Here is a 23,246-nt window from a genome sequence, read left to right as displayed (position 1 = left end):
CTGCGGAGTTGGGAGTTACAGGGTTGGGACCCACCCGCTTGGGCGCGGCGGAAGGAACCAATCCGGCGTTCCGCAGCAACGCAACCCAATGCTCGGGTGCGTCCGCCAGGTCAAAGGCGCGTTCCGCCGTCGTCGTCTCAAGAGCCGTGCCTTCAAAACCCGCGACGCCGGAGCCGCGGCCGGGTTCCACCCACGCCGCTGCCCGGCGCAGGCGCCCGGCCAAGGCCCGTCGCCAGGAAGGCCATGCGCCCGATGGGTAGTCAGGCGACGGGCGCGCGGGCATCGTCGAGCTCCAGGCGGTCGTAGGCGATGCTCAGGGTCTCGATGGCGAGGTCCTTGCCGAGGGCATCCAAAGGTGCGCCAAACCAGTCGCAGGGCCAGGCTCCCAGCAGGTTCCAGCGCCGCACTTCCGTGGAACCGGCGTCGTTCAGCATGGCGATGGAGACGTTCCGCCGCTCAACGGTCCCGTTCACGGCTTTGAACAGCCACTGGAGCATCTCGGTGGAATCGGTGAGTCCGTACTTCAATGTCACCGGGGTGTATTCCACCTGGCCCGGGATGACGCGCACTGTGCTGTTTTCGCCGCCGGAACGGTACAGGATGCGGCCGATCTTGAGGCCCAGGCCCTCCACTTTGGTGAAGTGGCCCTGCACCACTCCTTGGATGACCAGCTTGAAATTGTAGGCCCGGTACGGGTCCACCACGTGGCCCGGTTGCGCTGCAGGTGTTGGGGTGCTCATGTCAGGCTCCTCCGCTCTCTGTTTCGCTGGTGTTGTCCGCGGATTGCATGAGCTTGAAGATCACGAATTCCGCCGGCTTCACGGGTGCGATGCCGATCAGAGTGACCACTTGCCCGGCGTCGCGGACCTCGGGAGGGTTGGTTTCCTCGTCGCATTTCACAAAGAACGCCTGTTGAGGAGTAGTGCCCAGCAGCGCTCCGTCCCGCCAAACGTTCGTGAGGAACGCCCCGATATCGCGTCGGATGGACTTCCACAGGGTGTGGTCGTTGGGTTCGAACACCACCCAGCGGGTCCCGTCGGCCACGGACTCCTTGACCATGTTGGTCAGGCGCCGGACGTTGATGTACCGGTACTCGCTGGCCTCGGGAGCCTTGGTCCGCGCGCCCCAGACCCGGATTCCTTCGCCGGGGAAGTATCGGATGCAGTTCACTCCGGCAGGGTTCAGGACCTCCTGCTCACCGCGGCTGACGCGCCGCACCAGATCGATTGCGCCTTGGATCGGCTCGTTGGCGGGCGCCTTATGGACGCCGCGGGTCGCGTCCACGCGCGCCCAGACCCCCGCGATATGGCCCGACGGCGGTTGGGTTACCTTCTTGCCGGAGACCGGATCGATCATCACGATCCATGGGTAGTACAACGCCGTGTAGCCGCCGGGGGACTGGGGTGCGCCGAGGTCCTGTTGTTCTCCGGCTTCGGTGCTGGCCCCATCCGGTCCGTCCCGGCCGTCCGGCTTGTCAGAACCATCCGGCTCGTCAGAACCATCCGGCTTATCGGACCCGTCAGGCTCGTCGCCATCCTCCGGTTCATCGGGCCCGGTGTCCGCCGAATCTTCGGCCCGGGCCTCCGGGGTCCCGGGAACCCCGGAGGTTGCCGCCCGGGTGAGCGCACCGACGTCGTCCACTTTCTCCACGGTGTCCAGGATCGCCATCCGGTCCTGGCGGAGCGGATGTTCCACATGGGCCTGCAGCGCTGCGTACGCCTCGGCGGTGGCGTAGCCCGGGGCGGCGACGATGGAGAGGTCGTCCACGGCCTCGAAGAGGGTCAGCCCGGTGGGCGCCGAGGCAGTTCCGGTCAGGCTGCCGCCCGGGCCGATGTTCACTACGTAGCAACGGCTTCCTCCGTTGGAGAAGAAGCCGTACACAGCGTTGGAGAGCGGGGTACCCGCCGTCGCGGTCCCGACGTATTGGTCTACGAATTGCGTCCAGTTATCCAGGACGCGGAGCTCATCGACCAAGGCGTCGTTGTCCGGAGCCAGGCCGACGAATCCGGCGATGCTGGTGTTCACCTGTCCTATTGCGCGTGCCCCGCTGGGGACTTCCTGTACGTAAACGCCTGGCGCCTGGTAATTCGCCATGGTGCGCTCCCTTCCCTACCCGCACGTGGGCGGGTTCAGGTCCACCGGATGATGACCGGCAGGCTGCTGGTGCTGGCCGAGACTTCCCGTTCGGTGCCGTGGACCGCAACGGCGAAGTGCTGGAGTTCGTCCGCCGAGGCCAGGACCTCAAAGTGGCCGGTCGCATCACTGACGACCGCCGTGGCGGAGGAATGGGCGTGGATGTAGGCGTCGGGGATGCCTTTGTTGTGGACGTCCACCAGGCGTCCTTGGATCCTGCGGGCGACTCCGGTCTTGGCCACGAGCGGTTCCAGGACCGGCGGGCCGGACGGTTCTTCGAAGCGAAGGGGTACGGGTATGCGTACCAGGAAGCCGAGCCCGTCGCGGATGCTTTCCTGGTACTCGCCGGGCCGGTATTCGTTGCTGGAAACGATCGAGTACTGGCTGTGGCGTTCCACGGACAAAAGCAGTTGCTCCATGTTGTCCAGTTGTTCCGGGCCGTGGCATTCCACCGCGACCCGCAGCTCCAGGTCCAACACGGGACCGTCGCGGCGCGAACGGCCAACCCTGTCGAGTGCGACGGCGTGGACAGTCACGGGAGCATCGGGAGGGGAATCGGCGCCGTGGGGGGAGTCGTCGTCGAACCTTACGCGTTGGGGAGCGACGGCGTCGGAAAGGACTCCGAGAAGGTCGGACAGCGACGAACGCACATAGCCCACGGCAGAACCCCAGCTGGAAGGTGATCCACAAACGTAACTGGGAATAGGGTACTCCCGCAGTTGCCCGTAGTCACTGGGGAAACAGGGGTAACTCCATTCGTTTGAAGAGTCGCGTGGGAGGGGCCCGGGCCGGTGCCGCCACCTGTCAACGGGAAACAGGTGCCGGCACCGCGCCGGGAATCAGGCCAGGCCGGGCACGCGGTCGTTGATGGTGAAGGATTTCCTGGTACTCACCGGGGCTCCGGGCTTGGTGACGTAATCCAGCACGCGGAAGTCTGCCGTCATGGAGTCCTTGGTAATCCGGGTGTTCACGTACCCGCGGTTGTCGTTGTAGAACTTCAGGTGCGGGTTCCATGCCATGGTTGCATCCGTGGTGGATCCCGAACCGTCTCCCGTGGACGTAATGGAGCTGCACACGAGTTCGGAACCGACAACCGGCGACTCCGGATCCTTGTAGTCCACCTTCAGGTCCGTGGCCCAGTGCCGGTGGACGTCGCCGGTAAGTACGACGGCGTTACGCACCTTCGCATCAACCCAGCCTTGGGTGATACGCCTGCGGGAGGCGGCGTAGCCGTCCCAGCCGTCCATGGAAACGTCGTCGATGTCGGGTGCCTTGTTCCGGTCCCGCTCGGCGAAGAAGACCTGCTGGCCAAGGACGTCCCACCGCTGGGTGGAGTTCCTGAAACCGTCCAGCAGCCATTTTTCCTGTTCGGCGCCCGTGATGGTCCGGTTCTCGTCAAGGCGTTCGGCCACATTCTTGCGCCAGCCATCGCCGGCGAGCTGGTCGTCGCGGTACTGCCGTGTGTCCATCATGTGGAAGTTGGCCAGTTGGCCCCATTGGATGGTGCGGTAAATCTTCATGTCGAAGCCGGCCGGGAGTGAGGAAGGGCGCAGCGGCATGTTCTCGTAGTACGCCTGGAAGGCAGCTGCACGGCGTTGCCGGAAGTGTTCAGTGGTGTCGTTGAGCTGGGCAGGGTCGGTGTTTTCCGGGATCTCGTCCGCCCAGTTGTTGTCCACTTCATGGTCGTCCCAGACCACCAGCCACGGTGCGATGGCATGGGCTGCCTGGAGGTCGGCGTCGGCTTTGTATTGCGCGTGGCGCTGGCGGTAGCCTGCCAGGCTGACAGTTTCCGGCCCTTCATGGTCGCGCGGGTTGCCGCCGCCGATCACGTAGCTGTCCTTCTTGTACTCGTACAGGTAGTCGCCCAAGTGGAGTACCAGGTCCGGGTGGTCCTCAGCCAGGCGCTTGTAGGCCGTGAAGTAGCCGTGCTCGTACTGGGCGCAGCTTGCGAAGGCCATGGCAAGGGCTGCGGGGATCTCCCCGGGCGCGGGGCTGGTCATCGTGCGGCCGGTGTCGCTCAGGTGGCGGCCGGTGCGGAAACGGTAGAAGTATTCGCGGCCGGGTTTGAGGCCTTTGAGTTCCACGTGCACTGAGTGGGCGGACTCGATCCGGGCCTGTTCGACGCCGCGGGCTACTACCCGGCGCATTTGCGGGTCCTCTGCCACTTCCCAGGCCACCGCAACGTTGCGGGACGGCATGCCGCCCAGGCCGTCTTCGGCCACCGGGTTGGCGGCCAGCCGGGTCCAGATGACGAAGCCATCCGGCCACGGTTCCCCGGAAGCTACGCCGAGCGTGAAGGGATCGGTGCGGAGTCCGGCGTCGTCTGCTGTTGAAACGGCGACGGCGGCGTGCGGCAAGGCGGCAATCAAACCGGCCCCGAGGCCGGCGGAAATGAGGGATCTGCGGGTGATGTTGTCCATGCCCTCGACGCTAGGAAACCCTAGTTGACAGGTGCCGAGACTGGTATGAACTGCCGGTTAACTGTGTGACAAGAAGCGAACTGCAACACGGCATCAGGACGTAAGCCCCTATGCGGCAGATGGGCATGGTCGGGAAGCTGGGTGTATGCAGGTTGACAATGTCAGATCAGGACGCCGCACCACTACCGCGCGGGTGCTGGCGGTGGTCGGGACCGTCCTGGTGGGAATCCCCTTGGCAGCGCCTATCGTTCTTGCGGCGATCTTCTTCGTGAGGTCGGGCCGCTTTCATCTTGACTTCCTCATGCCCGGGGAACTCTTCGTGGTGGTCCTCGGCGGAGGTGTGGTCCTGTTCGCGTCCAGCCTGGTGTCGCGACACCGACGCAGCCTCACCGGGTGGCTGCTGTTGGGGGCGGGAGTTCTGTTCGTCGTCAGTATGATCCTGGCGATAACTACGGGCCTGGCCTCGGGAGAGACGCCGGCAGAGGGCTGGCCGCTTGCAATTGTGCTTGGATCCTACGGTCTCTACGTAGTGGCGGTGGTCGCCCTCTTCGTGGAGGGTGTGGGGCTTTGCCGCCGCCTGTTCGCCAGGGCTCCCGCCCTCACCTGACAATCCCGCCCTCACCTGACAATCCCGCCCTCACCTGACAATCCCGTCCTATCCTGACTATTCGGCGGCCCGCCACCACTGCACGGTCGCTGCCGCCGCCTCAGGGAGCGGCGTCGGTTCCAGGCCAAGAAGGCGTTGGCTCTCCGCCGAGTCCATCACGAACGGCCGCTCGAACTGATAGAGCATCTCCGCCACCTCCCGCATGTCTTTGGACACCATGCCCGCGCCCCGAACAACCCAACCTGGAATGGCGGTGACTTTCGGCGCCGGCAGTCCCGCAGCCGTGGCGTAGGCGGTCGCGAGTCCGCGCTGGGTCAGTGCCGGATTGGTGGGGGCGTGCAGCACGCTGTTCCACAGTTCAGGACGCCGGGCTGCCACGATCATGGCCGCCGCCAGGTCCGGCACGTAGGTGAAGGAGTGCGGCTGGTCGGCGCTGCCCACCACCTGGACGGTCCTTCCCTTGAGGACCAAAGGAACCATGCGCTCACCCGCGTGAGCCATCCTTACCCGGGGCCCAAAAAAGTCCCCCGCCACCACGCTCACGGTTTTTGCGGCGTGAGCCTCCCGTGCCTTGAGTAGTTGGGTACGGATGCCGCGTTTGCCTCCGCTCGCCTCGCGGGCCCCGGCCTCCGTGATGACGCCGTCCGGCTCGCTGTAGGAGTACAGGCTTTCGGGAAAGACGACGACGACGCCCGCGGCTGCCGCTGCATCCATCACCACCTGCTCGGCATGGGGGAGCTCGGTCTCCCAGGCGGCTGCGGAGTACTTGGACCCGTGGATGCAGTGGAAGATCGCCTCTGCGCCCCGGACCGCTTCGGTAAGCCGCGCGGGGTCTGACACGTCGACTCTCATCCGCTGGATCAACGCATGATCAGGTCCGCTGCCGGAACGCGTCAGGACGCGGACTTCATGGCCTTGGTCTGCCAGTTGCTCTGCGATGGCCGAGCCGACGGGTCCTGCTCCTGTAACGACGTACACGGTGCCTCTTTTCTTGTAGTGACTATTTCGAGAGCACTGCTCTCTCAATCAAGGTTCGGGCAGTGGTCCGCAATTGTCAAGAGCAGTGCTCTCTTTTGCTATCTCCGCTCTTGTTTGTGGCAAGCTATTCCCATGTCCGACAAATCCAAGCAGCCCACCCCGCGGGAGCGTGCCCGCGCCCGGACCATTGCGGACATTGTTCAACTGGGTCGGCGGCACCTCGCGATCCACGGGGCCGCAGCACTGTCCCTCAGGGCGGTTGCCCGCGATCTCGGCGTGGTTTCTTCGGCGGTGTACAGATATGTCGAAAGCCGGGACGAGCTTTTGACCCTGCTGCTGATCGATGCCTATAACGAGCTCGGTGACGAGGTGGATACGGCTGTCCGAGCCGTCCCGGGTGATGACTTCGCCGCGCAATTCCGGGCGTTGGGCAATGCCGTCCGGGCATGGGCGCTCCGGGAACCCGCCAGCTACGCGCTGCTCTTCGGCAGTCCCGTGCCCGGCTACCAGGCTCCGGGGGAGCGCACCACCGGCCCCGGCACCCGTGTCATCGTCACCCTGGTGGGAATTTTCGACGCCGCCTACCGCGCGGGTGCGCTGAACGCGGAGGTGGCTCCCGCCGTCGTCATGCCTCCCAAGCTGGCCGCAGACCTGGCCGGTATCCGTACGGACATGGGGCTGGCTGCGCCCGACGCGTCGCTGGCCAAGGGCGTGCTGGTGTGGACCTCGCTGTTCGGGGCAGTGAGCTTTGAGGTGTTCGGTCAGTACGGGGCAGATACCTTTAGCGCGCGGGACGAACTGTTCGATCATCAGCTCGCAGTGCTGCAGGCAGTCGCCGGGCTGTAGGGAGCGGAAGTAGAGTATTCGGATGGCTCATGGTTTGGCTGACATTGGAGCCGAGGGTGTACTCCTCGCGGGGGCCGGCCGTGCCATCCTGCTTCAGATAGCGGACCCGCGCATCGGCCATGGCGTGGCAGCGCACAGCAATTTTGTTGACCGGCCGCAGGACCGGCTCGTGGCAACGCTGACCTACGTTTACGCGATCGTCTACGGCACCGACAGCCAGGTTGAGGCCGTGCGCCGCGCCGTCAACCGCGCACACGCACCGGTGCGGAAGCAGCCTGACGGTACTTCCGCCGGTTACAACGCCTTCGACGCCTCGTCCCAATTGTGGGTGGTGGCCACGCTCTACAACACCGCAGTCACTGTCTACCAACATGTTCTGGGTTCGCTCGATGAGCACACGGCTGACCGCATGTACAGGGACTATGCCCGGCTCGGGACGGCTTTGCAGTTGCCGCCGGAGATGTGGCCGGCGGATCGTGACGCCTTTGCCGAATACTGGAACCGGCAGGTTGCTGCCCTGCAGCCCGATGACGAGGCCCGCAAGATTGCCCGCGACTTGCTGTACCCCTCCCGCGGGCCCGTGCTCATGCGTCCCCTGATGCCGTTGGCCCGGCTGTTGACCGTGGGGATGTTGCCGGAGCACGTGCGCGAAGGGTTCGGCCTTGAATGGGGTCCGGCCAACGCCCGGCGGTTCCAGCGGACCATGCGATTGGTGGGGCAGGTGTACCCCAGGCTGCCCCGCCGGATCCGGCACTGGCCAAAAAACTACTGCTTGGGCAAGCTGCAACCCGCGCCCGCCCGGTTGCGGGGCAGGGCCCGGAATGCGTAATTCGACGTCGGTGGAAGAGTCCATCGATCGCCTCGCCCACCGCTACCTGGACCGGGTGGCTTCCCGCGGCGGGGCAGGGGGCGCCTGGAAAGCGCGGCTGACGGAGTTTGTGGTGTTCGGCCTCAAGCAGGCGTGGGCGTGCGTCTTTGGCGCCCTGCTGCTGGCCGTCATCATTGCGGTCCGCCTCTGGTATCCCTCCGGTGCAGGCCTGGCGAGCAATGACTTCCTGACCCTTTCGGCAACTGCCATTCAAGTGCTGATGGTCGTTTTCCGTTTGGAAACGCTGCGCGAGCTTCGGGTGATCGTGCTTTTCCACGTGGTGGGTACAGTCATGGAACTGTTCAAGACGGACGTGGGCTCCTGGGCTTATGAAGCTGACGGGGTGCTCAGGATCGGCGCCGTGCCGTTGTTCAGCGGCTTCATGTACGCAGCAGTCGGGTCCTACATGGTGCGCGTGTTCCGGTTGTTCGATCTGCGCTTCGACCGCTACCCGCGCCGTTGGATCACGGCGCTCGTGGCTGCGGGCATCTACGTCAATTTCTTTTCGCACCACTACATCGTGGACTTCCGCTGGGTGCTGCTGGCCGCCGTCGTACTTGTCTACGGCCGGTGCGTGATGCACTTCCGGGTGTTCCGGAAGCGGTTCCGGATGCCCATCCTGCTCGCGTTCCTGCTGGTGGCCCTGTTTATTTGGGTCGCCGAGAACATCGGCACCTGGTCCCGGGCCTGGCTGTACCCGAATCAGCTGGACGGGTGGCAGGCGGTGTCCATCGACAAGCTGCTCGCGTGGTTCCTGCTCATGATCATCTCCGTGGTGCTGGTGGCGTGGGTGTACAAGCCGGAGCCTCCGGAGGGTTCCCGCGGCAGCCCATCGGCAGTTCACGCTGGGCGAAATGAGGCCTGAAGCCCACGTTATTTCGCGGTTTTTCGCGGGTCGCGGGTCAAAGTTGAGCGTGGTTGGCTCAACTTTGGATTGACATCGTTCCGAGGCTGAGTACAGTTGAGTGCAGAACGCTCAACTAGCCGATTGTTGAGTGGTTCCCCGAACAACACAACCGCTGCCGCGGAGGATGCTGCCGGGCGCGATCATCAACATCGGCCATTGAAAGGAAACAAGATATGTCACGTGCAGTAGGTATCGACCTCGGAACCACCAACTCCGTGGTTTCTGTCCTTGAAGGCGGCGAGCCCACGGTCATCGCCAACGCTGAAGGCGGCCGCACCACGCCGTCCGTCGTCGCGTTCTCCAAGTCCGGCGAGGTCCTGGTTGGCGAGATCGCCAAGCGCCAAGCCGTCAACAACATTGACCGCACCATTGCTTCGGTCAAGCGCCACATGGGCACCGACTGGACCAAGGCGATCGATGACAAGAAGTACACGCCGCAGGAAATCTCCGCGCGTATCCTCATGAAGCTCAAGAACGACGCCGAAAGCTACCTGGGCGAAAAGGTCACCGATGCTGTGATCACCGTTCCGGCATACTTCAACGACGCCGAGCGCCAGTCCACCAAGGAAGCCGGCGAAATCGCGGGCCTCAACGTCCTCCGCATCGTCAACGAGCCCACTGCGGCTGCTTTGGCTTACGGCCTGGACAAGGGCAAGGAAGACGAACTCATCCTCGTCTTCGACCTCGGTGGCGGTACGTTCGACGTTTCCCTCCTCGAGGTTGGTAAGGACGAAGACAACTTCTCCACCATCCAGGTCCGCGCAACCGCAGGTGACAACCGCCTCGGTGGCGACGACTGGGACAACCGCGTCGTCGAGTGGCTCCTGGGCCAGCTCAAGGTCAAGGGCATCGACCTCTCCAAGGACAAGATTGCCCTCCAGCGTCTCCGCGAAGCTGCAGAGCAGGCCAAGAAGGAACTGTCCTCCTCCACCAGCACCAACATCTCCCTCCAGTACCTGTCCGTCACCCCCGACGGCCCGGTCCACCTGGACGAGCAGCTGACCCGTGCCAAGTTCCAGGACCTCACCAAGGACCTGCTGGACCGCACCAAGAAGCCGTTCCACGACGTCATCGCTGAAGCCGGCATCAAGGTTTCCGACATCGACCACATCGTCCTCGTCGGTGGTTCCACCCGTATGCCTGCCGTCTCCGAGCTCGTCAAGGAACTCGCCGGTGGCAAGGAACCCAACAAGGGCGTCAACCCGGATGAGGTCGTGGCCGTTGGTGCCGCACTCCAGGCCGGTGTCTTGAAGGGCGAGCGCAAGGACGTCCTCCTCATCGACGTCACCCCGCTGTCCCTCGGCATCGAAACCAAGGGTGGCGTGATGACCCACCTGATCGAGCGCAACACCGCAATCCCCACCAAGCGTTCGGAGACCTTCACCACCGCGGACGACAACCAGCCGTCCGTAGCCATTCAGGTCTTCCAGGGCGAGCGTGAATTCACCCGGGACAACAAGCCGCTGGGCACGTTCGAGCTGACGGGCATCGCTCCGGCACCCCGTGGCGTTCCCCAGGTTGAGGTCACCTTCGACATCGACGCCAACGGCATCGTTCACGTCTCCGCCAAGGACAAGGGCACCGGCAAGGAACAGTCCATGACCATCACCGGTGGCACGGCTCTTTCCAAGGAAGACATCGACCGTATGGTCCGTGAAGCCGAGGAGCACGCAGCCGAGGACAAGGCACGCCGCGAAGCCACGGATACCCGCAACTCCGCTGAACAGCTCGCCTACTCGGTGGAGAAGCTGCTCTCCGAGAACGAGGACAAGCTGCCTGAGGAGGTCAAGACCGAGGTGAAGGCCGACGTCGACTCCCTCAAGTCCGCGCTGGAAGGCACCGACGACGCCGCCGTCAAGACCGCGTTCGAGAAGCTCCAGGCATCCCAGACCAAGCTCGGCGAAGCCATCTACTCGCAGGCAGCTGCAGCTGATGCTCCGGGTGCAGGCGCAGAGGGTGCCCCGGCAGGTTCCGGTTCGGCCGATGAAGACATCGTTGATGCCGAAATCATCGACGAAGACGAAGCGAAGAAGTAGCCATGCCCCATCACGGCAACGAAGCAGAGCACTCTGAAGGCAACGAGCAGCGTAAACCTGTCATCCGGGACAACCGCAAGGTTGACCCGGAGACAGGGGCGGCCCGCCACCCTGAAGGCGAAGCGAAGGCAGCGCCCACTGACGGCGACGCCCTCTCCCAGGCCGAGGAAATCCTCAACGGGGTTGAGGTTCCGGCCGAAGAGTCGGTAGCCCCCGGTGCTGCAGCCGAGGCCCAGGCAGCGGAACTCCGCAACGACCTCCTCCGCCTGCAGGCTGAGTACGTCAACTACCGCAAGCGCGTTGAACGCGACCGCGCCGTAGCAGGAGAGATGGCCGTCATCGGCGTCCTCAACTCGCTCCTGCCGGTGCTGGACGACGTCGACGCCGCCCGCCAGCACGGTGACCTCGAAGACGGCCCCTTCGCCGCCATCGCCACCAAGCTGGAGAATGCGCTGAAGACGTACGGACTGGAACGCATCGCGGAAACGGGCGTCGAATTCGACCCCACCATCCACGAAGCCCTCATCCAGCAGCCCGGCGAGGACATCGAAGTGGACACGGTCAGCCAGGTGCTGCGCACCGGATACCGCTCCGGCGAGCGTGTCCTGCGTGCAGCCCAAGTGATTGTGGCCGTACCCGCGTAACAACTCATCGAGATGGCAGTTCGTGACAGTGTTTGAGATGAACATTGGCATGAACTGCCATCTCGTTACCAACGAAAGGAAACGCTCTTGGCCAGCCAGGACTGGGTTGAAAAGGATTTCTACGCGATCCTTGGTATCGCCAAGGACGCCTCCGACGCCGATATCAAGAAGGCTTACCGCAAGCTTGCCCGGCAGTACCACCCGGATACCAACGCCGGGGATGCTGCCGCGGAAAAGCGGTTCAAGGACATCTCCGAGGCTTACTCGGTGCTGTCGAGTCCTGAGGACCGGCAGCAGTATGACGCCATCCGCGCCATGGGTGGCGGGGCGCGCTTTGCTCCCGGTGCCGGGCGCGGGGGTGCCGGTGCCAACGGCGGGTTCGAGGACCTGTTCGGTGGCCTGTTCGGCGGCGGCGCACGGCAATCTCCCGGAGCGGGCGGTATTCCGCCGGAGTTCGCCGACCTGTTCGGTGGCGGTTTCGGTGGGGGTCCTGCCGGATTCCAGCGCGCACCGCAAAAGGGATCTGACCGCACTGCAACGACGTCCATCTCCTTTGCCGGTTCCATCAAGGGCACCACGGTCAGCCTGCGTGAGAGCAACGGCAACGTCATCGACGTCAAGATTCCCGCCGGCATCAAGGACGGCCAGAAGGTCCGCCAGCGCGGCAAGGGCAACGTAGGCCCGGCTGGCAACGGTGACCTCATCATCACGGTCAACGTGAAGCCTCACGACTTTTTCCAGCGCGACGGCGACAACATCCGCATCCATGTGCCTGTCACCTTCGCGGAAGCGGCGCTGGGCGCCACCATTGAGGTTCCAACGCTCGACGGCGACACCGTCAAGTTGCGCGTCCCGGCGGGCACACCCTCCGGCCGCACCCTTCGGGTGAAGGGCCGCGGTGTAAAGACGTCCAAGGTGACCGGCGATTTGCTGGTGACCATCGACGTCGCCGTTCCGCAGAACCTGAGCAAGGAAGCGGAGGAGGCTGTGAAGGCGTTTGCTGCCGCCACCTCTGATGCGAACCCGCGGCGGGACCTGGCCTCGAAGGCCCGGTTGTAAGGAGGCGGTCATGGCAATCGACGTCAACAAGCCGATCTTTGTCATCTCCGTCGCCGCGGAGCTTGCCGACATGCATCCGCAGACGTTGCGCCAGTACGACCGCCTGGGCATCGTCTCGCCCAGCCGTGCCCCGGGCAAGTCCCGGCGTTACTCGCAAAAGGACGTCGACAAGCTCCGCGAAGTCCAGCGACTTTCGCAGTCGGGTGTCTCCTTGGAAGGCATCAAGCGCATCATGGAGCTCGAGAACCAGGTGGCTGCGCTGCAGTTCAAGGTTGCCGAACTGACGGAAGAGCTCTCGCGCCGACGCAGCCCCCTGGAGGCCCGGATCTTCGCCGCAGGAGCCGCGGGCGACGTCGTCTCCTTGGCCCGCGGGCAGCGACCCCGTCCCCGTTCGCAGGCAGTGGTGGTGTGGCGGCCGCGACCGGGGGATAAGCAGCGGTGAGTGCTGAGTAGCCAGCTTCGGCTGTCAGCACACTTAGCCGCCCACGGTATCCGCGTGCCGATGCGCCACCTTCCACTGTCCGTCCTCGCGCCGGTACACCTGTGTAGCCCGCAGCACATAGCTGCGGGCTTCGCCGTTAATGGAGGTCGAGGTGTGTTCCAGTCCGACGGTATAGGCCATATCGCCCACGACGTCGTAGCTCTGGAGCTCAAACTCGTAGGACACACAGTCTGAGAAGCTCTCGCCCAAATGTGTGAAGAGGTCGTGCAGGGCAAGCTGTCCCAAGGCATTCCGCCAGGCACCCATCACGCTCACTGGTTCTTTGCGCGACCAGACGGCCCTACGGGGTTCTGGATCGCCGTTATGCAGGGCCTGTTCGGCGTGCCGAAGATCGGACGTCACCCAGGCCAGGAAATCTTCACGATCGGTCATACCGACAGTATGCGCCTGCATGGCGCTGATGTGACGGGCTGTCTTGGGCGGACCAGGTGCTGCCAGCCGGTTGCCTCAGAGGCCCGTTCGGTTCCAGCTGACAACTACCCGGGCCGCGCCTTCCTCCGTCCGCTCGACGTTGGTCACGATTTCTGCGTCCGTGGCGCCCATGTTCCGGATCTGTCGGCGGTAATCCTCGATGTGGGCCTGCAAGGATTCCTCGGTCCACTCGCCAGGGCGCATCCGGGTCGAGATCTCTACCGGTTCAGTCTGTGGGAGCAGCACGTCCGGCGTGTTGGTGTCCACCGGTTCCGTCGCCGCCCGTTTGCCCGGTTGGCTGTTGCCGGCAGGGACAGCCACCCGCCGTGCAAAGATGCCCCCTGCCACACCGGCAACGAGGGCCGTGAGGATCAGCCATGCAGCCCGCCCACGTTTGGGTCGTGTTGCTTGTGCAGTGTTGTTACGGATTCTTGCAGTTCGTCGTGCCATGGGAAGAAGTGCCTTCCAGTTGGTTGTCCGTACGCGTGCTGGGAACTACCCCTTCAGGGTGCCACAGTCAGCTCCGGTCATGCACTGCAGGAGCTTCAGCCTGGACCTGCCCAGTGGCTAGTACCCCGGATTCGGCAGATAATGAAGGCAAGGTACGGCAAGCAGTGCCCGCGCCCGGCAAGAGGGCTCCAGCGTTAGAGACGGGAGCCGTAGGTGAGGTAGATTCCGATGTCGTTGTCGGATGAAGAACGCAGGAGTTTGGAAGAACTCGAACGGGGCCTGGCCGCGTCGGACCCCGACTTGGACCTGCAGCTGAAGTCAGGCCGCCTGCGGGGGACGGCGGCCAGGACGGTCATGGGTGTACTGGGTGTCCTTGCCGGATTCGCCTTGATCATCACCGGGATCGCCACGCAGATCCTGATCGTGGGTGTCGCGGGATTCCTCGTTGCGGGTGCGGGGGCCTATGTGCTGTTGAGCAGGCTGGTATTTCGTCGCCGCCTCCGCCGGGATGACGGTGGGGACCGGAACGGTCAAACCGGCCCCAAGCGGCTCTGGCCGGACTAGCTCGTGCCCTCTTGGGACGAAGCCGCGTGGTTGGCCGCCGTCTCCGAAGCGGAAACGGGCGTGGGTTCTCCTTGAGGGAGCAGCGTCCGCCAGAGGAAAACGGCACCCGCGGAAAGACCTGCTGCGGCAATGAACGTCAACCACAAACCTCGGCGCGAAGGAGTCCTTCCCGCTGACCCCCTGCGACGGTCAGCAAGGACCTGAGTGGCCCGTTTGACCGCCTTGTCCGCTGCACGGCGGGCTTTCCGCGCTGTCCTGCGGTTGCCGGTGAGCGTCATCATCACTCCCTGCACAACGGACGGCACGTCGGCGTGGTTGATGCGGGAGAGGGCCCAGCCCACCACTGCATCTGACTGTGAGGCCCTCCCGTCAGCGGCGTGCCTGACCCACTCGCCTGCGAGTTCCTGGGCTGCGGAAATGACGGTCTGCGGCTTGTGCATGAGGACTCCTGGGAGAGGGATGTGCTTCGACGGCCAGCCTACGCCGCCAACTCCTCCACGAACAGGTGACTCCACCCGCGCAGCTTAGTCGCGGATTACCGAAGCCAACTCGACCGGGTTTTCAAGCCCTTCCCAGGTTCCTGTGAGGGCCAGTTCGGTGTGCAGTTCAGGTGCCGCGGCAGTATTGACAGCGGCGTCGACGGCGACTTCCACGACGCGGTTTACTTTCAGGCGGAGGCTTCCCGCGTCAATGATGGTCACACCGCTTCCCGATACCGGCGCCGAAGCGCTCAAGGCGGGCAGGCCGCCGTCGAGCATTCCCGTTCCTTGCACCGAAACTGTGCTCGGGCGGGGCTGGGACTCGCCGTCCACGAACTGTTCGGCCTCTTTCTGCCCGGTGAGGATGGCAGTGGCCAGCGCCTTGATGTAGACGGGGTCGGCGCAGGCGTCGTAAACCCAGCGCTTCCCAAGGACGGAGTGGTCCATGGTGCCGATCAGCCAGTCGTTCGCACCAGCCAGCTCGTAGCCGCGGTAGCTGAGGGGAACCTGGTAAAGACGGTCGCCGGCTGAGACGACGTGGGTTTCGATTCCGACTTCACCGGCGGGATCGTCAAAGCGGTAGGCGCCCACCAGCTCCGGTTCGCCCTCCTGGATGAACCACGGCTGCTTCGGCAGGTAGTCAGCGATGAGCTCGAGCTTGCTGGGGGACAGGGTTGCCTTGTGAATGATCGCCATGCCACCCAGCCTAGGGCAGCACCGGTCAGGTCTCTAAGTTGTCCCGATGCGCAGGCATTGCGGGGCTCTGATTACAATCGAAGGGACGTCGACCATTGAGGGAATCATGAAGAAACTCACCACTGTCCTGATCGCTGCCGGGCTGCTTGCCTCGGCCTCCGCCTGCTCAGCACCGCAGCTGACCACCGCGCAGACCTGCGACAGGATGGCCGCTGCCGCTTCCGGGCTCACCCAGGAGTCGAACAAGACGGCAACCAACCGCGTGGCCAACGCCATCCGTCCCATCCAGGGTGTGGCTTCCGACGAGATGAAGCCCGTGGTGACCTCCATCCTGGATTTCCTCGATGAGCAGGCCAAGTCCGATCCCGATGAAGCCAAGCTCGGCGAGCTGACCACCGCCTACCAGGAAGCCGGCACCAAGTACGGCGAACTCTGCCGCGGCGCCCAGTAGCCGGCACCCCTTCCGAACGCTCTCTCACATAACGGCCCCTTTTCGCGTTTCCTCTCTCACTCGATGACAGAGTAAACGCCGAATCGGGGCCATAAGTGAGAGAGCGTTTTTTGTGGGTAGGCTTTCCCGATGAGCCAGGCAGCAGCACGTTTCCTCGAAGCCTACGACGCCCAGCTCCGCACGGATGCGGAGATACCGGGGGCGCTCACTGTCCATGGACACGGCCCCCTTGTACTCGCTACTTTCGTGGGTGGCCGCGGCTTCATTACGTACCGTGATCTGGGCGGGGCGGATCACGAAGGCATCCAAGCCTTAGTCGCCGAGGCACTCAACTTCTTCAGGAGGCAGCCTCACATCACCAACGTTGAGTGGAAATCCAGGGGCCACGATCATGCCCCGGGACTGCATGACGCCCTGCTCGCCAACGGTTTTGCGGCTGACGAGCCCGAATCGATCATGATCGGGGAGGCTCGGGCGCTCAGTGCGGAGGTGCCAGTGCCCGACGGCGTGACGCTGCGTCGCGTAGTTGAGGAACCTGACGTTCGGGCCATGAGCGCCATGCAGGATGGAGTTTTCGAGGGACCGGTGTCGAAGGAACGAGCCGACGAACTGCTGCACCGCCTTTCCTTGGACGACAGCATCGAGCTGTGGGTCGCTGAAGCCGAAGGCCGGATGATCAGCGCTGGCCGGCTGGAGCCCGTTCCCGGCACGGACTTTGCCGGAATCTGGGGCGGAGCCACCCTCCCGGAGTGGCGAGGCCGAGGGATCTACCGGGCTATCACTGCGCGACGTGCACAGTCGGCCCTTGCCTGTGGAAAGACGCTCATCAACAGCGACTCGACGGAGTTCTCACGTCCGATCCTGGAGCGTTCGGGTTTACTGAAAGTCTCGACCACCACTCCGTACCGTTGGGTGCGGGGCTGAGGTGCTTGTTCATTCGTATTTTTAGCATGTGAATTAGGCGTCGCTTCGTTTTTGGCCTCACATGCCCGCAGGCTGTATATATGTATACAAGTACACTTCACCCCTACTTTGGCGGCAGCATGGCAGAATCACGGCTTCGGAACACCGGGGCGAACCTCGTCTACACCGAGCTCAAGAGGCAGATCCTCGATCTGGAGTTGAAGCCCGGGACCCGTATCTTCGAGCCAGCGATGGCTGCAGCACTGCAGGTCAGCCGGACCCCACTGAGAGAAGCGATCAGGAGACTCATTTCGGAGAGCCTTCTTGAGCAACAGCCAACTGGCGGCGTCCTGGTTCCGCTGCTTGATGCGAAGGCAGTCTCCGAGCTGTATGACGTCAGGGCCGCCCTTGAGTCATTGATGGCCCGCGAAGCCTGCGCCAAGGCCACCACCGAACACATCGAAAAACTACGGGGAATCCTGGACCGAAACGCAGCCATGGTCGGATTCGCGGACGAGGCCATGAGGCATGGAGTGACCCTCCATGCCACCATCGCAGACATCGCCGGCAACTCCTGGGCACTTCGATTCCACGAGCAGATTGCCAGCCACGTTGAGCGGTACCGGTACTTCACCAACAACTCACCGGAACGTCGGGAGGAAGCCTTAGCGGACCACCGGGCACTGGTGGAAGCCTTGGCGGCCAAGGACCCGGAGCGTGCGGCGAAGATAGCCTTCGATCACGTCATTGGAGCCCGCGACGAGACTCTGCGCGTCATCGCAGACAAGGGACTCGACGCCGAATGATCGGCGAACTGGGGCGGCGCTCGTCAACTGCTCTCCTCCTTCACTCGGCGCTGATTCAGGCCATCACTTTCCTGGTGAGGCCGGCTGCAACATACCGGGCCCTGGAACTCGACGTTCCCGCCTTCGCGCTCGGTGTGCTGGCCGCCAGTTACGCGGTCTTTCCGTTGTTGCTGGCCCTCCCCATCGGAAACCTGGTGGACCGCCTTGGCGAGCGTCGGCTGATGGCCGCGGGCTCCGCCGTCGTGCTTTCCTGCTCGGTGTTCCTGCTGCTGTGGGGGTCGTCCGTGGCCGCGCTGATCGCGGGAACAGCGCTCCTGGGTGCCGGCCAGCTTGCGTGCGTGGTGGGGCAGCAAGCCGTGGTGGCGAACAACGCTGCCTCGTCCCGCCTTGACTCTGCTTTCGGTTACCTGACCTTCGCAGCGTCGTTGGGCCAGGCCTTGGGGCCATTGGCGATCTCGTTGGTCGGAGGTCAATCAGTGCGGCCCGACACCCACTCGATCTTCCTCTTGGCCGCCGGCATGGGGCTCGTGCTGTTCGGGACGACGTTCCTGGTCTCATCACGGGTCAGTGGTGGAAAGCGGGCCACAAGCAGCGGCGGAGCTCCCCGCGGAAGCGCCTTCTCCCTGTTGCGCGTGCCAGGCGTGGCGCGGGCGCTGGCCACCAGCGCAACGGTGCTGGCCGTCGTCGACCTGACCGTGGTCTACCTCCCCGCACTGGGTGCTGAGCGCGGACTCACCGCGGCCACAGTGGGCCTGATGCTCACCGTCCGGGCGGTCTTTTCCATGGTTTCGAGGCTCGGCCTGGGACGGGTGTCCCGCAGGCTCGGGCGACTGAAACTCCTTGTTCTGAGTCTCGCCGATTCGACGGTCGCTTTGGCCGTGGCGGCGATCCCCATGCAGGAGTGGTTGCTCTTTGTGGTCATGGCGTTCCTAGGCTTGGGACTGGGAATCGGCCAGCCGCTCACCATGTCCTGGCTGTCCGCGCAGGCTCCGGAAGGGCAACGCGGTAGGGCACTGGCCCTGCGGCTGGCGGGGAACAGGGTGGGCCAAGTTGTCGTGCCAAGTGCCATCGGAGTGGTGGCTGTGGGCTTGGGCGCCTCCGGAGTGTTCCTGGCATCGGCCGTCGCGGTTGGAGGGACGATGCTCCTGCTGCGCGGAGTGCGCCTGGACGACTGACCGTCACGTTTCCCCCCTGCCCGCCACTGCAAAGTAGGCGAAAAAGGGGGACCTGTTGACCAAGAAAAGAAACACTGTCTTCATCACGATGGATCCGAACGCTCTACCGGCTCGCTCTACAAAAGGGTGGGAGTACCTCCTGCCCTGCGATGAGGTTGAAGTGACGCTGCCGGAAGGAGACACTTTGGGCGGGCTCATTTTGGATGGCATGTCGGATGGCAGTGGTGTGTGGGTCTACCTCGATGGCGTCGGAAAACGGTTCTTCAATGCCGAGCAAAACGTTGAGATCATCGCGGTTCGCAAGGTAGCGCGTCCCGAGATCTGACTGGCAGTAGTGGTTGCCAAAAGGGCTGGGAACAACCGCTAATGCCAGTCAGTTGGGAGTTATTCCGCGAACAGCGCCGCCAGGTCCTCCGCCGTCAACGAGCTGCCGGCCAAGGCGTCACCTTCCATCACGTCCGCGAAAAGTTGCGACTTCTTCGCCTTCAACGCCATGACCTTTTCCTCGATGGTGTCCTTGGCCACCAGTCGGTAGACCATGACGTTCCTGGCTTGGCCGATCCGGTGCGTGCGGTCCACGGCCTGGGCTTCGGATGCCGGATTCCACCACGGATCGAGAAGGAAAACGTAGTCCGCCTCGGTCAGGTTGAGGCCGAATCCGCCGGCCTTCAGCGAAATCAGGAAGACCGGAGCGGTACCGTTCTTGAACTCGCTCACAACGTCCCCGCGGTTGCGGGTGCTGCCGTCGAGGTAGCAGTACTCAATGCCTTCGGCGTCCATGCGTTCCCGAACCTTGCCCAGGAACCCGGTGAACTGGCTGAAGATCAGTGTCCTGTGGCCCTCGGAGATGATGTCCTCAAGCTGTTCGAACAGGACATCAAGCTTGGACGAACGCACAGCGGACATGGAGGAGTCCACCAGTGAAGCGTCCAAGCTGAGCTGCCGAAGCAACGTCAGCGACTGGAAGATCGTGAAGCGGTTCTTGTTTACATCGTCGATCAACCCGAGGATCTTCTGCCGCTCACGCTGCAAATGGGTTTGGTAGACCTTTTGGTGGCGCGGGTTGAGCACCACCTCCAGCACCTGCTCCTGCTTTGGCGGAAGGTCCTGGATAACCTGCTCTTTGGTGCGCCGCATCATGAGCGGACGGACCCGACGCCGGAGCTTACCCAGTTGCGCCGAGTCGCCGTTCTTCTCCACCGGCTTCTGGTAGTTCTCAGCGAACCTCTTGGGGCTGGGGAACAACCCCGGCGCAACGATCGACGTCAGAGCCCAAAACTCCATCAGGTTGTTCTCCAACGGGGTGCCCGTGATGGCCAGCTTAAAGCGCGCAGGCAGCTTGCGGGCGCACTGATAGGCCTTGGACTGGTGGTTCTTCACGAATTGGGCCTCGTCCAACATGAGCCCGGCCCATTGGAAGTATGCGTAGGCCTCGTAATCGATGCGGAACAGCGCATAGGAGGTAATAACGACGTCGGCACCCGCCAAAGCTTCCGACGGCAACAGGCCACTCTTGGCAAAGGTTTCCGAAACCGTCCGAACCGTCAGGCCGGGCGCGAACCTCTGAGCTTCCAAAGCCCAGTTGCTGACGACGCTCGTTGGCGCGACCACCAGGAACGGGGCCCTGTCCCTGCCTTCGGAAGCAGCCAGTTCCTGCGCCGCGCAGATCAGCGCCAGCGCCTGGACGGTTTTGCCGAGGCCCATGTCATCGGCGAGGACGCCGCCCAGGCTGTGCTTGTAAAGGAAGCTCAGCCAGTTGAACCCTTCCAGCTGATACGGACGCAGCTCAGCGTTAAGGCCGGCCGGCAGCGGCAGTCCGGTGACGCCGTCGTCGAGCAACCCACCAACGGACTCACGCCACGCCGCCGCTTGCTCGTCCACGATCCCAAGCTGTGCGAGTTCGTCCCACAGCCCTACCTGGAAGCGGCTGATCTGCAGCGTTCCGTCTTTGTTGTCCGGGTTGTCCTGCAACGAACGGGCCTCGTCGATGAGCTCGCGGAGCTGGTGGAGCTCGGGCAGATCGAGGGAAAAATGTGCGCCGCTGGGCAGCAGCATGCGGGTCTGTCCGGCAGCGAGCGCCGAGAAAACGGCGGCGAAGGATACCGGTTCACCCTCGAGCGTGATGACGATTCCGAGGTCGAACCAGTCTCCGCTCGCGGTCTCCTTGGTGGAGATCGACACGACGGGCGCTTCTTCGGCCTCCCGGTAATCGGCAATGTCACCGGAGGTTTCCACCACGACGTCGGGCAGTTGCCTGAGTGCCGGCAGCACCTCTTCGGTGAACGCCAGGGTGTCCAGGCCACTCAGTTCAGCGGTTGCAGTGAGCCGGGGCGCACCCCAACCACCTGTTGAGGATTCCGCGAGGGCAGGAACGATCTCCCACGGATGCCCCAGCGACTCGAGGATGCGTGCCTCCGCCGCGTCGTCCCGGTAGCCGCGATCGTCCGGGTGCCGCCAGAGGGGCTGGGCCGTCACCAAGGTTCCCGACGTGTAGTGCCACTCCCAGTGGAGCCGGACCTTGTGGTCGTTGCCGTAGTTGGCCAGCAGGGACAACGTCGGCACGGCAAGCGTGGGCAGCTCCACTGATTCGTCGGCTGCTTGGACAGGCGTGGACTGCCGGAGCTTCGGGTAGAAGGACGTGAGGAAGCGGCCCTCGTCCTCGGCCGGAATCTCCAACGTGGAACCCTCGGTCACGAACTCCAGCAATTCATCGCTGAGGCTCCCCTCAAGCGGGGCAAGGGTGATCAGGTTTTTCTGCTGCGGCGCCCCGGGCAAGGTGTCGGCGCCGGATTGCGTATAGAAGATCCCGTTGGCCGGCTTTCCCACAAAGCCAACAGTGGCCGGATCAACGGCTTCCCCGTCCACGGTGACTGACGGCGACAGCCGCAGGCCGCCGTCGGGCTTTCCGTCAGGGGTACCTTCCGATCCTGTCCTGGCCAGGCTCAAACCCACGACGGCGGGTTGGGACTCCACGTGAACGGGTTCAGTACCAGCGGTGTGGATGAGCGGAATTCCGGCTTTCTTGGCTTCTTCAAGGAGTGACCAGAGGTTCTTGCCCGCGAAGTCGTTCAAACTGAGCCACATTGCGCCGGAGGGCTGGTGCCGCCCGCTGGGGGAACCGTGGGCTGCCATGAAGGTTTGCAGCCACTCCACCTGGGCTTCGTTGAATTCGCGGCGGAAGCTGATGTAGCTGAGGTTGTTCCACGATACGTCGCCGCGGATCCATTTGCCCTTCGCACCCATCATCATGGGGCGGGCCTTGAGCTGCCGAACGCTCCTTGCGGGGTCGCGGCGGCCTGTGTAGGAGAAGTGCGCGGCTGGTTCTTCCACCTCGAACTGCAAAGCGAGCTGTATACCGGCGGGGTTGGCGGGTGCTCCGGGTTTGGAAATCAGCCTGTTGAGGGCCAGTTCCCAAGCCGGGCGGCTGGTGATCTGGCTTGGGCTCGCCGTCTGCATTCCGGGGGACTGGGCAAGGAGTTGGGCCCGAATGGTGGGGTGGTCCTCCGCCGTGAAGAGCAGGGCTGCGACGTGTTTGCAATCCTTGCGGACCGGGCAGCTGCAGATGCCCACGGTACAGCTCCAGCCGCTCGGTTTTCGCACCAGCTTTGCCGACGTGGAGTAGGGCTGCATTCCGTTGCCCCGGACTTTGCCGAGGAGGAGACCGGTGGCTGAGTCGAAGGTAATCCCGTTGACCCGGCTTCCCATGGCATAGGCCAGCCCCGCCGCGAGGGAGCGGTCGTTAATGGCAGGTGTTTGTATGGCCAGTTCCCAATTGTCATCGGGGTGGGATGGCATGCAGGCGACTACTTTCGGAAGGAGGTTATCTGCCCAATCTTAGTCAGCCCGCTGCGGCTCCCAAACTTGAGCCGCCGGGTTCGCGGGAACGTCCCCTCGTAGCCGCCGGGTTCGCGGGAACGTCCCCTCGCAGCCGCCGGGTTCGCGGGAACGCTGTGGGTTCGCATGGAAGCTTGGGGTGCGGCGGCAGGCTTCCGGCGATCTCGGGAGCCGCATGTGGGCGATAGGTAAAGCGTGCCGCGGAACTCGGCGTCGTTCTTCAGTCCTTGGGCGCGTGCCCTTTCGGCCCACCAACCCACATCGTGTCCGGACTTCCGCACGAGCAAGGCTTGATTGCAGTCCACCATGGTTTGCCAGGTCTTGGCGGCCTTTATCGTCGACGTCGCACTCACATGCCGATGGTAGCCCCGCAGCTTTGGTGCATCCCGCCGGGTTCGCGGGAACGATGCCCAGACGCTGTGAGTTTGCGGGGGTATCCGCACCGTTGGCGTCTACTTTCCACATAGCGACGACCAG

General features: G+C 63.9%; 24 protein-coding genes. 14 read left to right on the top strand and 10 right to left on the bottom strand.

Going from position 1 to position 23,246, the window contains the following annotated elements; all coding sequences use genetic code 11:
* Nucleotides 1-260: 260 nt before the first annotated feature.
* From OCL88_RS06585 to OCL88_RS06570, 4 genes are all read right to left on the bottom strand, one after another.
* On the bottom strand, nt 261-740 hold the full coding sequence (locus OCL88_RS06585; protein WP_264961983.1) for a phage tail protein: 480 nt from the start codon (nt 738-740) through the stop codon (nt 261-263).
* 1 nt (nt 741) lies between these two features.
* Nucleotides 742-2,094, bottom strand: coding sequence for a phage tail sheath family protein (locus OCL88_RS06580; RefSeq protein ID WP_264961982.1), 1,353 nt, complete (start codon nt 2,092-2,094; stop codon nt 742-744).
* A 35-nt stretch (nt 2,095-2,129) separates the two neighbouring features.
* Nucleotides 2,130-2,792 carry a hypothetical protein gene (locus tag OCL88_RS06575; RefSeq protein WP_166186565.1) on the bottom strand — a complete coding sequence of 221 codons (663 nt, stop codon included), beginning with the start codon at nt 2,790-2,792 and terminating at the stop codon, nt 2,130-2,132.
* 180 nt (nt 2,793-2,972) lie between these two features.
* The gene (locus OCL88_RS06570) at nt 2,973-4,553 is read right to left on the bottom strand and encodes an alkaline phosphatase D family protein (RefSeq protein WP_264961981.1); all 1,581 of its coding nucleotides are present in this window, start codon (nt 4,551-4,553) and stop codon (nt 2,973-2,975) included.
* Between the two features lie 145 nt (nt 4,554-4,698).
* Here OCL88_RS06570 and OCL88_RS06565 point away from each other — a divergent pair, with 145 nt between their 5' ends.
* Nucleotides 4,699-5,160: a hypothetical protein gene (locus OCL88_RS06565; protein ID WP_264961980.1), complete on the top strand. Its 462-nt coding sequence runs from the start codon at nt 4,699-4,701 to the stop codon at nt 5,158-5,160.
* A gap of 57 nt (nt 5,161-5,217) precedes the next feature.
* Here OCL88_RS06565 and OCL88_RS06560 read toward each other — a convergent pair whose 3' ends face one another.
* Nucleotides 5,218-6,138, bottom strand: a complete 921-nt coding sequence (locus OCL88_RS06560; protein ID WP_264961979.1) for an NAD-dependent epimerase/dehydratase family protein — start codon at nt 6,136-6,138, stop codon at nt 5,218-5,220.
* Nucleotides 6,139-6,270: 132 nt separating this feature from the next.
* Here OCL88_RS06560 and OCL88_RS06555 point away from each other — a divergent pair, with 132 nt between their 5' ends.
* The 7 genes from OCL88_RS06555 to OCL88_RS06525 all read left to right on the top strand — a co-directional run bounded on the left by OCL88_RS06555 (nt 6,271) and on the right by OCL88_RS06525 (nt 12,940).
* Nucleotides 6,271-6,984 (top strand): TetR/AcrR family transcriptional regulator, encoded by a 714-nt coding sequence (locus OCL88_RS06555; RefSeq protein WP_264961978.1) that lies wholly within the window; start codon nt 6,271-6,273, stop codon nt 6,982-6,984.
* A gap of 22 nt (nt 6,985-7,006) precedes the next feature.
* Complete coding sequence (locus OCL88_RS06550) at nt 7,007-7,813, top strand: oxygenase MpaB family protein (RefSeq protein WP_264961977.1); 807 nt, start codon at nt 7,007-7,009, stop codon at nt 7,811-7,813.
* Nucleotides 7,806-8,717, top strand: a complete 912-nt coding sequence (locus OCL88_RS06545; protein ID WP_264961976.1) for a DUF817 domain-containing protein — start codon at nt 7,806-7,808, stop codon at nt 8,715-8,717. The genes OCL88_RS06550 and OCL88_RS06545 overlap by 8 nt, the downstream gene beginning before the upstream one ends.
* 215 nt (nt 8,718-8,932) lie before the next feature.
* Nucleotides 8,933-10,795, top strand: a complete 1,863-nt coding sequence (dnaK, locus tag OCL88_RS06540; RefSeq protein ID WP_021472879.1) for a molecular chaperone DnaK — start codon at nt 8,933-8,935, stop codon at nt 10,793-10,795.
* Nucleotides 10,796-10,797: 2 nt separating this feature from the next.
* Nucleotides 10,798-11,439, top strand: coding sequence for a nucleotide exchange factor GrpE (locus tag OCL88_RS06535; RefSeq protein WP_021472878.1), 642 nt, complete (start codon nt 10,798-10,800; stop codon nt 11,437-11,439).
* A gap of 87 nt (nt 11,440-11,526) precedes the next feature.
* Complete coding sequence (locus OCL88_RS06530) at nt 11,527-12,498, top strand: DnaJ C-terminal domain-containing protein (protein WP_166186558.1); 972 nt, start codon at nt 11,527-11,529, stop codon at nt 12,496-12,498.
* Nucleotides 12,499-12,508: 10 nt separating this feature from the next.
* Nucleotides 12,509-12,940, top strand: coding sequence for a heat shock protein transcriptional repressor HspR (locus OCL88_RS06525; RefSeq protein WP_264961975.1), 432 nt, complete (start codon nt 12,509-12,511; stop codon nt 12,938-12,940).
* Between the two features lie 33 nt (nt 12,941-12,973).
* Here the strand turns inward: OCL88_RS06525 and OCL88_RS06520 are convergent, their stop codons facing one another.
* Together OCL88_RS06520 and OCL88_RS06515 are read right to left on the bottom strand one after the other, a co-directional pair.
* Nucleotides 12,974-13,372 carry a nuclear transport factor 2 family protein gene (locus tag OCL88_RS06520; RefSeq protein WP_264961974.1) on the bottom strand — a complete coding sequence of 133 codons (399 nt, stop codon included), beginning with the start codon at nt 13,370-13,372 and terminating at the stop codon, nt 12,974-12,976.
* A gap of 75 nt (nt 13,373-13,447) precedes the next feature.
* Nucleotides 13,448-13,861 carry a hypothetical protein gene (locus OCL88_RS06515; protein WP_264961973.1) on the bottom strand — a complete coding sequence of 138 codons (414 nt, stop codon included), beginning with the start codon at nt 13,859-13,861 and terminating at the stop codon, nt 13,448-13,450.
* 228 nt (nt 13,862-14,089) lie between these two features.
* Between OCL88_RS06515 and OCL88_RS06510 the strand changes: the two genes are divergently transcribed.
* Complete coding sequence (locus OCL88_RS06510; RefSeq protein WP_166186532.1) at nt 14,090-14,425, top strand: DUF3040 domain-containing protein; 336 nt, start codon at nt 14,090-14,092, stop codon at nt 14,423-14,425.
* Here OCL88_RS06510 and OCL88_RS06505 read toward each other — a convergent pair.
* Both OCL88_RS06505 and OCL88_RS06500 read right to left on the bottom strand, forming a co-directional pair.
* Nucleotides 14,422-14,865: a hypothetical protein gene (locus OCL88_RS06505; RefSeq protein WP_264961972.1), complete on the bottom strand. Its 444-nt coding sequence runs from the start codon at nt 14,863-14,865 to the stop codon at nt 14,422-14,424. The genes OCL88_RS06510 and OCL88_RS06505 overlap by 4 nt on opposite strands.
* An 84-nt stretch (nt 14,866-14,949) precedes the next feature.
* Nucleotides 14,950-15,600 carry a CG0192-related protein gene (locus tag OCL88_RS06500; RefSeq protein ID WP_166186530.1) on the bottom strand — a complete coding sequence of 217 codons (651 nt, stop codon included), beginning with the start codon at nt 15,598-15,600 and terminating at the stop codon, nt 14,950-14,952.
* 106 nt (nt 15,601-15,706) lie between these two features.
* Here OCL88_RS06500 and OCL88_RS06495 point away from each other — a divergent pair, with 106 nt between their 5' ends.
* The 5 genes from OCL88_RS06495 to OCL88_RS06475 all read left to right on the top strand — a co-directional run bounded on the left by OCL88_RS06495 (nt 15,707) and on the right by OCL88_RS06475 (nt 19,260).
* Nucleotides 15,707-16,051, top strand: coding sequence for a hypothetical protein (locus OCL88_RS06495; RefSeq protein WP_166186529.1), 345 nt, complete (start codon nt 15,707-15,709; stop codon nt 16,049-16,051).
* Nucleotides 16,052-16,180: 129 nt separating this feature from the next.
* The gene (locus OCL88_RS06490; RefSeq protein ID WP_264961971.1) at nt 16,181-16,975 is read left to right on the top strand and encodes a GNAT family N-acetyltransferase; all 795 of its coding nucleotides are present in this window, start codon (nt 16,181-16,183) and stop codon (nt 16,973-16,975) included.
* 119 nt (nt 16,976-17,094) lie between these two features.
* Nucleotides 17,095-17,760 carry a GntR family transcriptional regulator gene (locus OCL88_RS06485; RefSeq protein ID WP_264962003.1) on the top strand — a complete coding sequence of 222 codons (666 nt, stop codon included), beginning with the start codon at nt 17,095-17,097 and terminating at the stop codon, nt 17,758-17,760.
* Nucleotides 17,757-18,935 carry an MFS transporter gene (locus tag OCL88_RS06480; RefSeq protein ID WP_264961970.1) on the top strand — a complete coding sequence of 393 codons (1,179 nt, stop codon included), beginning with the start codon at nt 17,757-17,759 and terminating at the stop codon, nt 18,933-18,935. The genes OCL88_RS06485 and OCL88_RS06480 overlap by 4 nt, the downstream gene beginning before the upstream one ends.
* A 55-nt stretch (nt 18,936-18,990) precedes the next feature.
* Nucleotides 18,991-19,260 (top strand): hypothetical protein, encoded by a 270-nt coding sequence (locus tag OCL88_RS06475; RefSeq protein WP_264961969.1) that lies wholly within the window; start codon nt 18,991-18,993, stop codon nt 19,258-19,260.
* Between the two features lie 59 nt (nt 19,261-19,319).
* On the opposite strand, the gene OCL88_RS06470 is transcribed toward OCL88_RS06475, so the two are convergent.
* On the bottom strand, nt 19,320-22,730 hold the full coding sequence (locus OCL88_RS06470; RefSeq protein ID WP_264961968.1) for a DEAD/DEAH box helicase: 3,411 nt from the start codon (nt 22,728-22,730) through the stop codon (nt 19,320-19,322).
* Between the last annotated feature and the right edge of the window lie 516 nt (nt 22,731-23,246).

This window comes from Paenarthrobacter sp. PAE-2, assembly GCF_026013155.1.
GTDB classification, from domain to species: Bacteria; Actinomycetota; Actinomycetes; order Actinomycetales; family Micrococcaceae; genus Arthrobacter; species Arthrobacter ureafaciens.
This window is presented reverse-complemented; position numbering and strand designations above follow the sequence as displayed.

What these genes read in the sequence shown, in the direction of transcription:
- OCL88_RS06480 (WP_264961970.1), top strand. Translation starts at nt 17,757, where the DNA reads ATGATCGGCGAACTGGGGCGGCGCTCGTCAACTGCTCTCCTCCTTCAC.
- dnaK (WP_021472879.1), top strand. Translation starts at nt 8,933, where the DNA reads ATGTCACGTGCAGTAGGTATCGACCTCGGAACCACCAACTCCGTGGTT.
- OCL88_RS06470 (WP_264961968.1), bottom strand. Translation starts at nt 22,730, where the DNA reads ATGCCATCCCACCCCGATGACAATTGGGAACTGGCCATACAAACACCT.
- OCL88_RS06555 (WP_264961978.1), top strand. Translation starts at nt 6,271, where the DNA reads ATGTCCGACAAATCCAAGCAGCCCACCCCGCGGGAGCGTGCCCGCGCC.
- OCL88_RS06510 (WP_166186532.1), top strand. Translation starts at nt 14,090, where the DNA reads ATGTCGTTGTCGGATGAAGAACGCAGGAGTTTGGAAGAACTCGAACGG.
- OCL88_RS06550 (WP_264961977.1), top strand. Translation starts at nt 7,007, where the DNA reads ATGGCTCATGGTTTGGCTGACATTGGAGCCGAGGGTGTACTCCTCGCG.
- OCL88_RS06485 (WP_264962003.1), top strand. Translation starts at nt 17,095, where the DNA reads ATGGCAGAATCACGGCTTCGGAACACCGGGGCGAACCTCGTCTACACC.
- OCL88_RS06585 (WP_264961983.1), bottom strand. Translation starts at nt 740, where the DNA reads ATGAGCACCCCAACACCTGCAGCGCAACCGGGCCACGTGGTGGACCCG.
- OCL88_RS06570 (WP_264961981.1), bottom strand. Translation starts at nt 4,553, where the DNA reads ATGGACAACATCACCCGCAGATCCCTCATTTCCGCCGGCCTCGGGGCC.
- OCL88_RS06520 (WP_264961974.1), bottom strand. Translation starts at nt 13,372, where the DNA reads ATGACCGATCGTGAAGATTTCCTGGCCTGGGTGACGTCCGATCTTCGG.
- OCL88_RS06515 (WP_264961973.1), bottom strand. Translation starts at nt 13,861, where the DNA reads ATGGCACGACGAACTGCAAGAATCCGTAACAACACTGCACAAGCAACA.
- OCL88_RS06525 (WP_264961975.1), top strand. Translation starts at nt 12,509, where the DNA reads ATGGCAATCGACGTCAACAAGCCGATCTTTGTCATCTCCGTCGCCGCG.
- OCL88_RS06500 (WP_166186530.1), bottom strand. Translation starts at nt 15,600, where the DNA reads ATGGCGATCATTCACAAGGCAACCCTGTCCCCCAGCAAGCTCGAGCTC.
- OCL88_RS06490 (WP_264961971.1), top strand. Translation starts at nt 16,181, where the DNA reads ATGAGCCAGGCAGCAGCACGTTTCCTCGAAGCCTACGACGCCCAGCTC.
- OCL88_RS06495 (WP_166186529.1), top strand. Translation starts at nt 15,707, where the DNA reads ATGAAGAAACTCACCACTGTCCTGATCGCTGCCGGGCTGCTTGCCTCG.
- OCL88_RS06505 (WP_264961972.1), bottom strand. Translation starts at nt 14,865, where the DNA reads ATGCACAAGCCGCAGACCGTCATTTCCGCAGCCCAGGAACTCGCAGGC.
- OCL88_RS06580 (WP_264961982.1), bottom strand. Translation starts at nt 2,094, where the DNA reads ATGGCGAATTACCAGGCGCCAGGCGTTTACGTACAGGAAGTCCCCAGC.
- OCL88_RS06545 (WP_264961976.1), top strand. Translation starts at nt 7,806, where the DNA reads ATGCGTAATTCGACGTCGGTGGAAGAGTCCATCGATCGCCTCGCCCAC.
- OCL88_RS06565 (WP_264961980.1), top strand. Translation starts at nt 4,699, where the DNA reads ATGCAGGTTGACAATGTCAGATCAGGACGCCGCACCACTACCGCGCGG.
- OCL88_RS06535 (WP_021472878.1), top strand. Translation starts at nt 10,798, where the DNA reads ATGCCCCATCACGGCAACGAAGCAGAGCACTCTGAAGGCAACGAGCAG.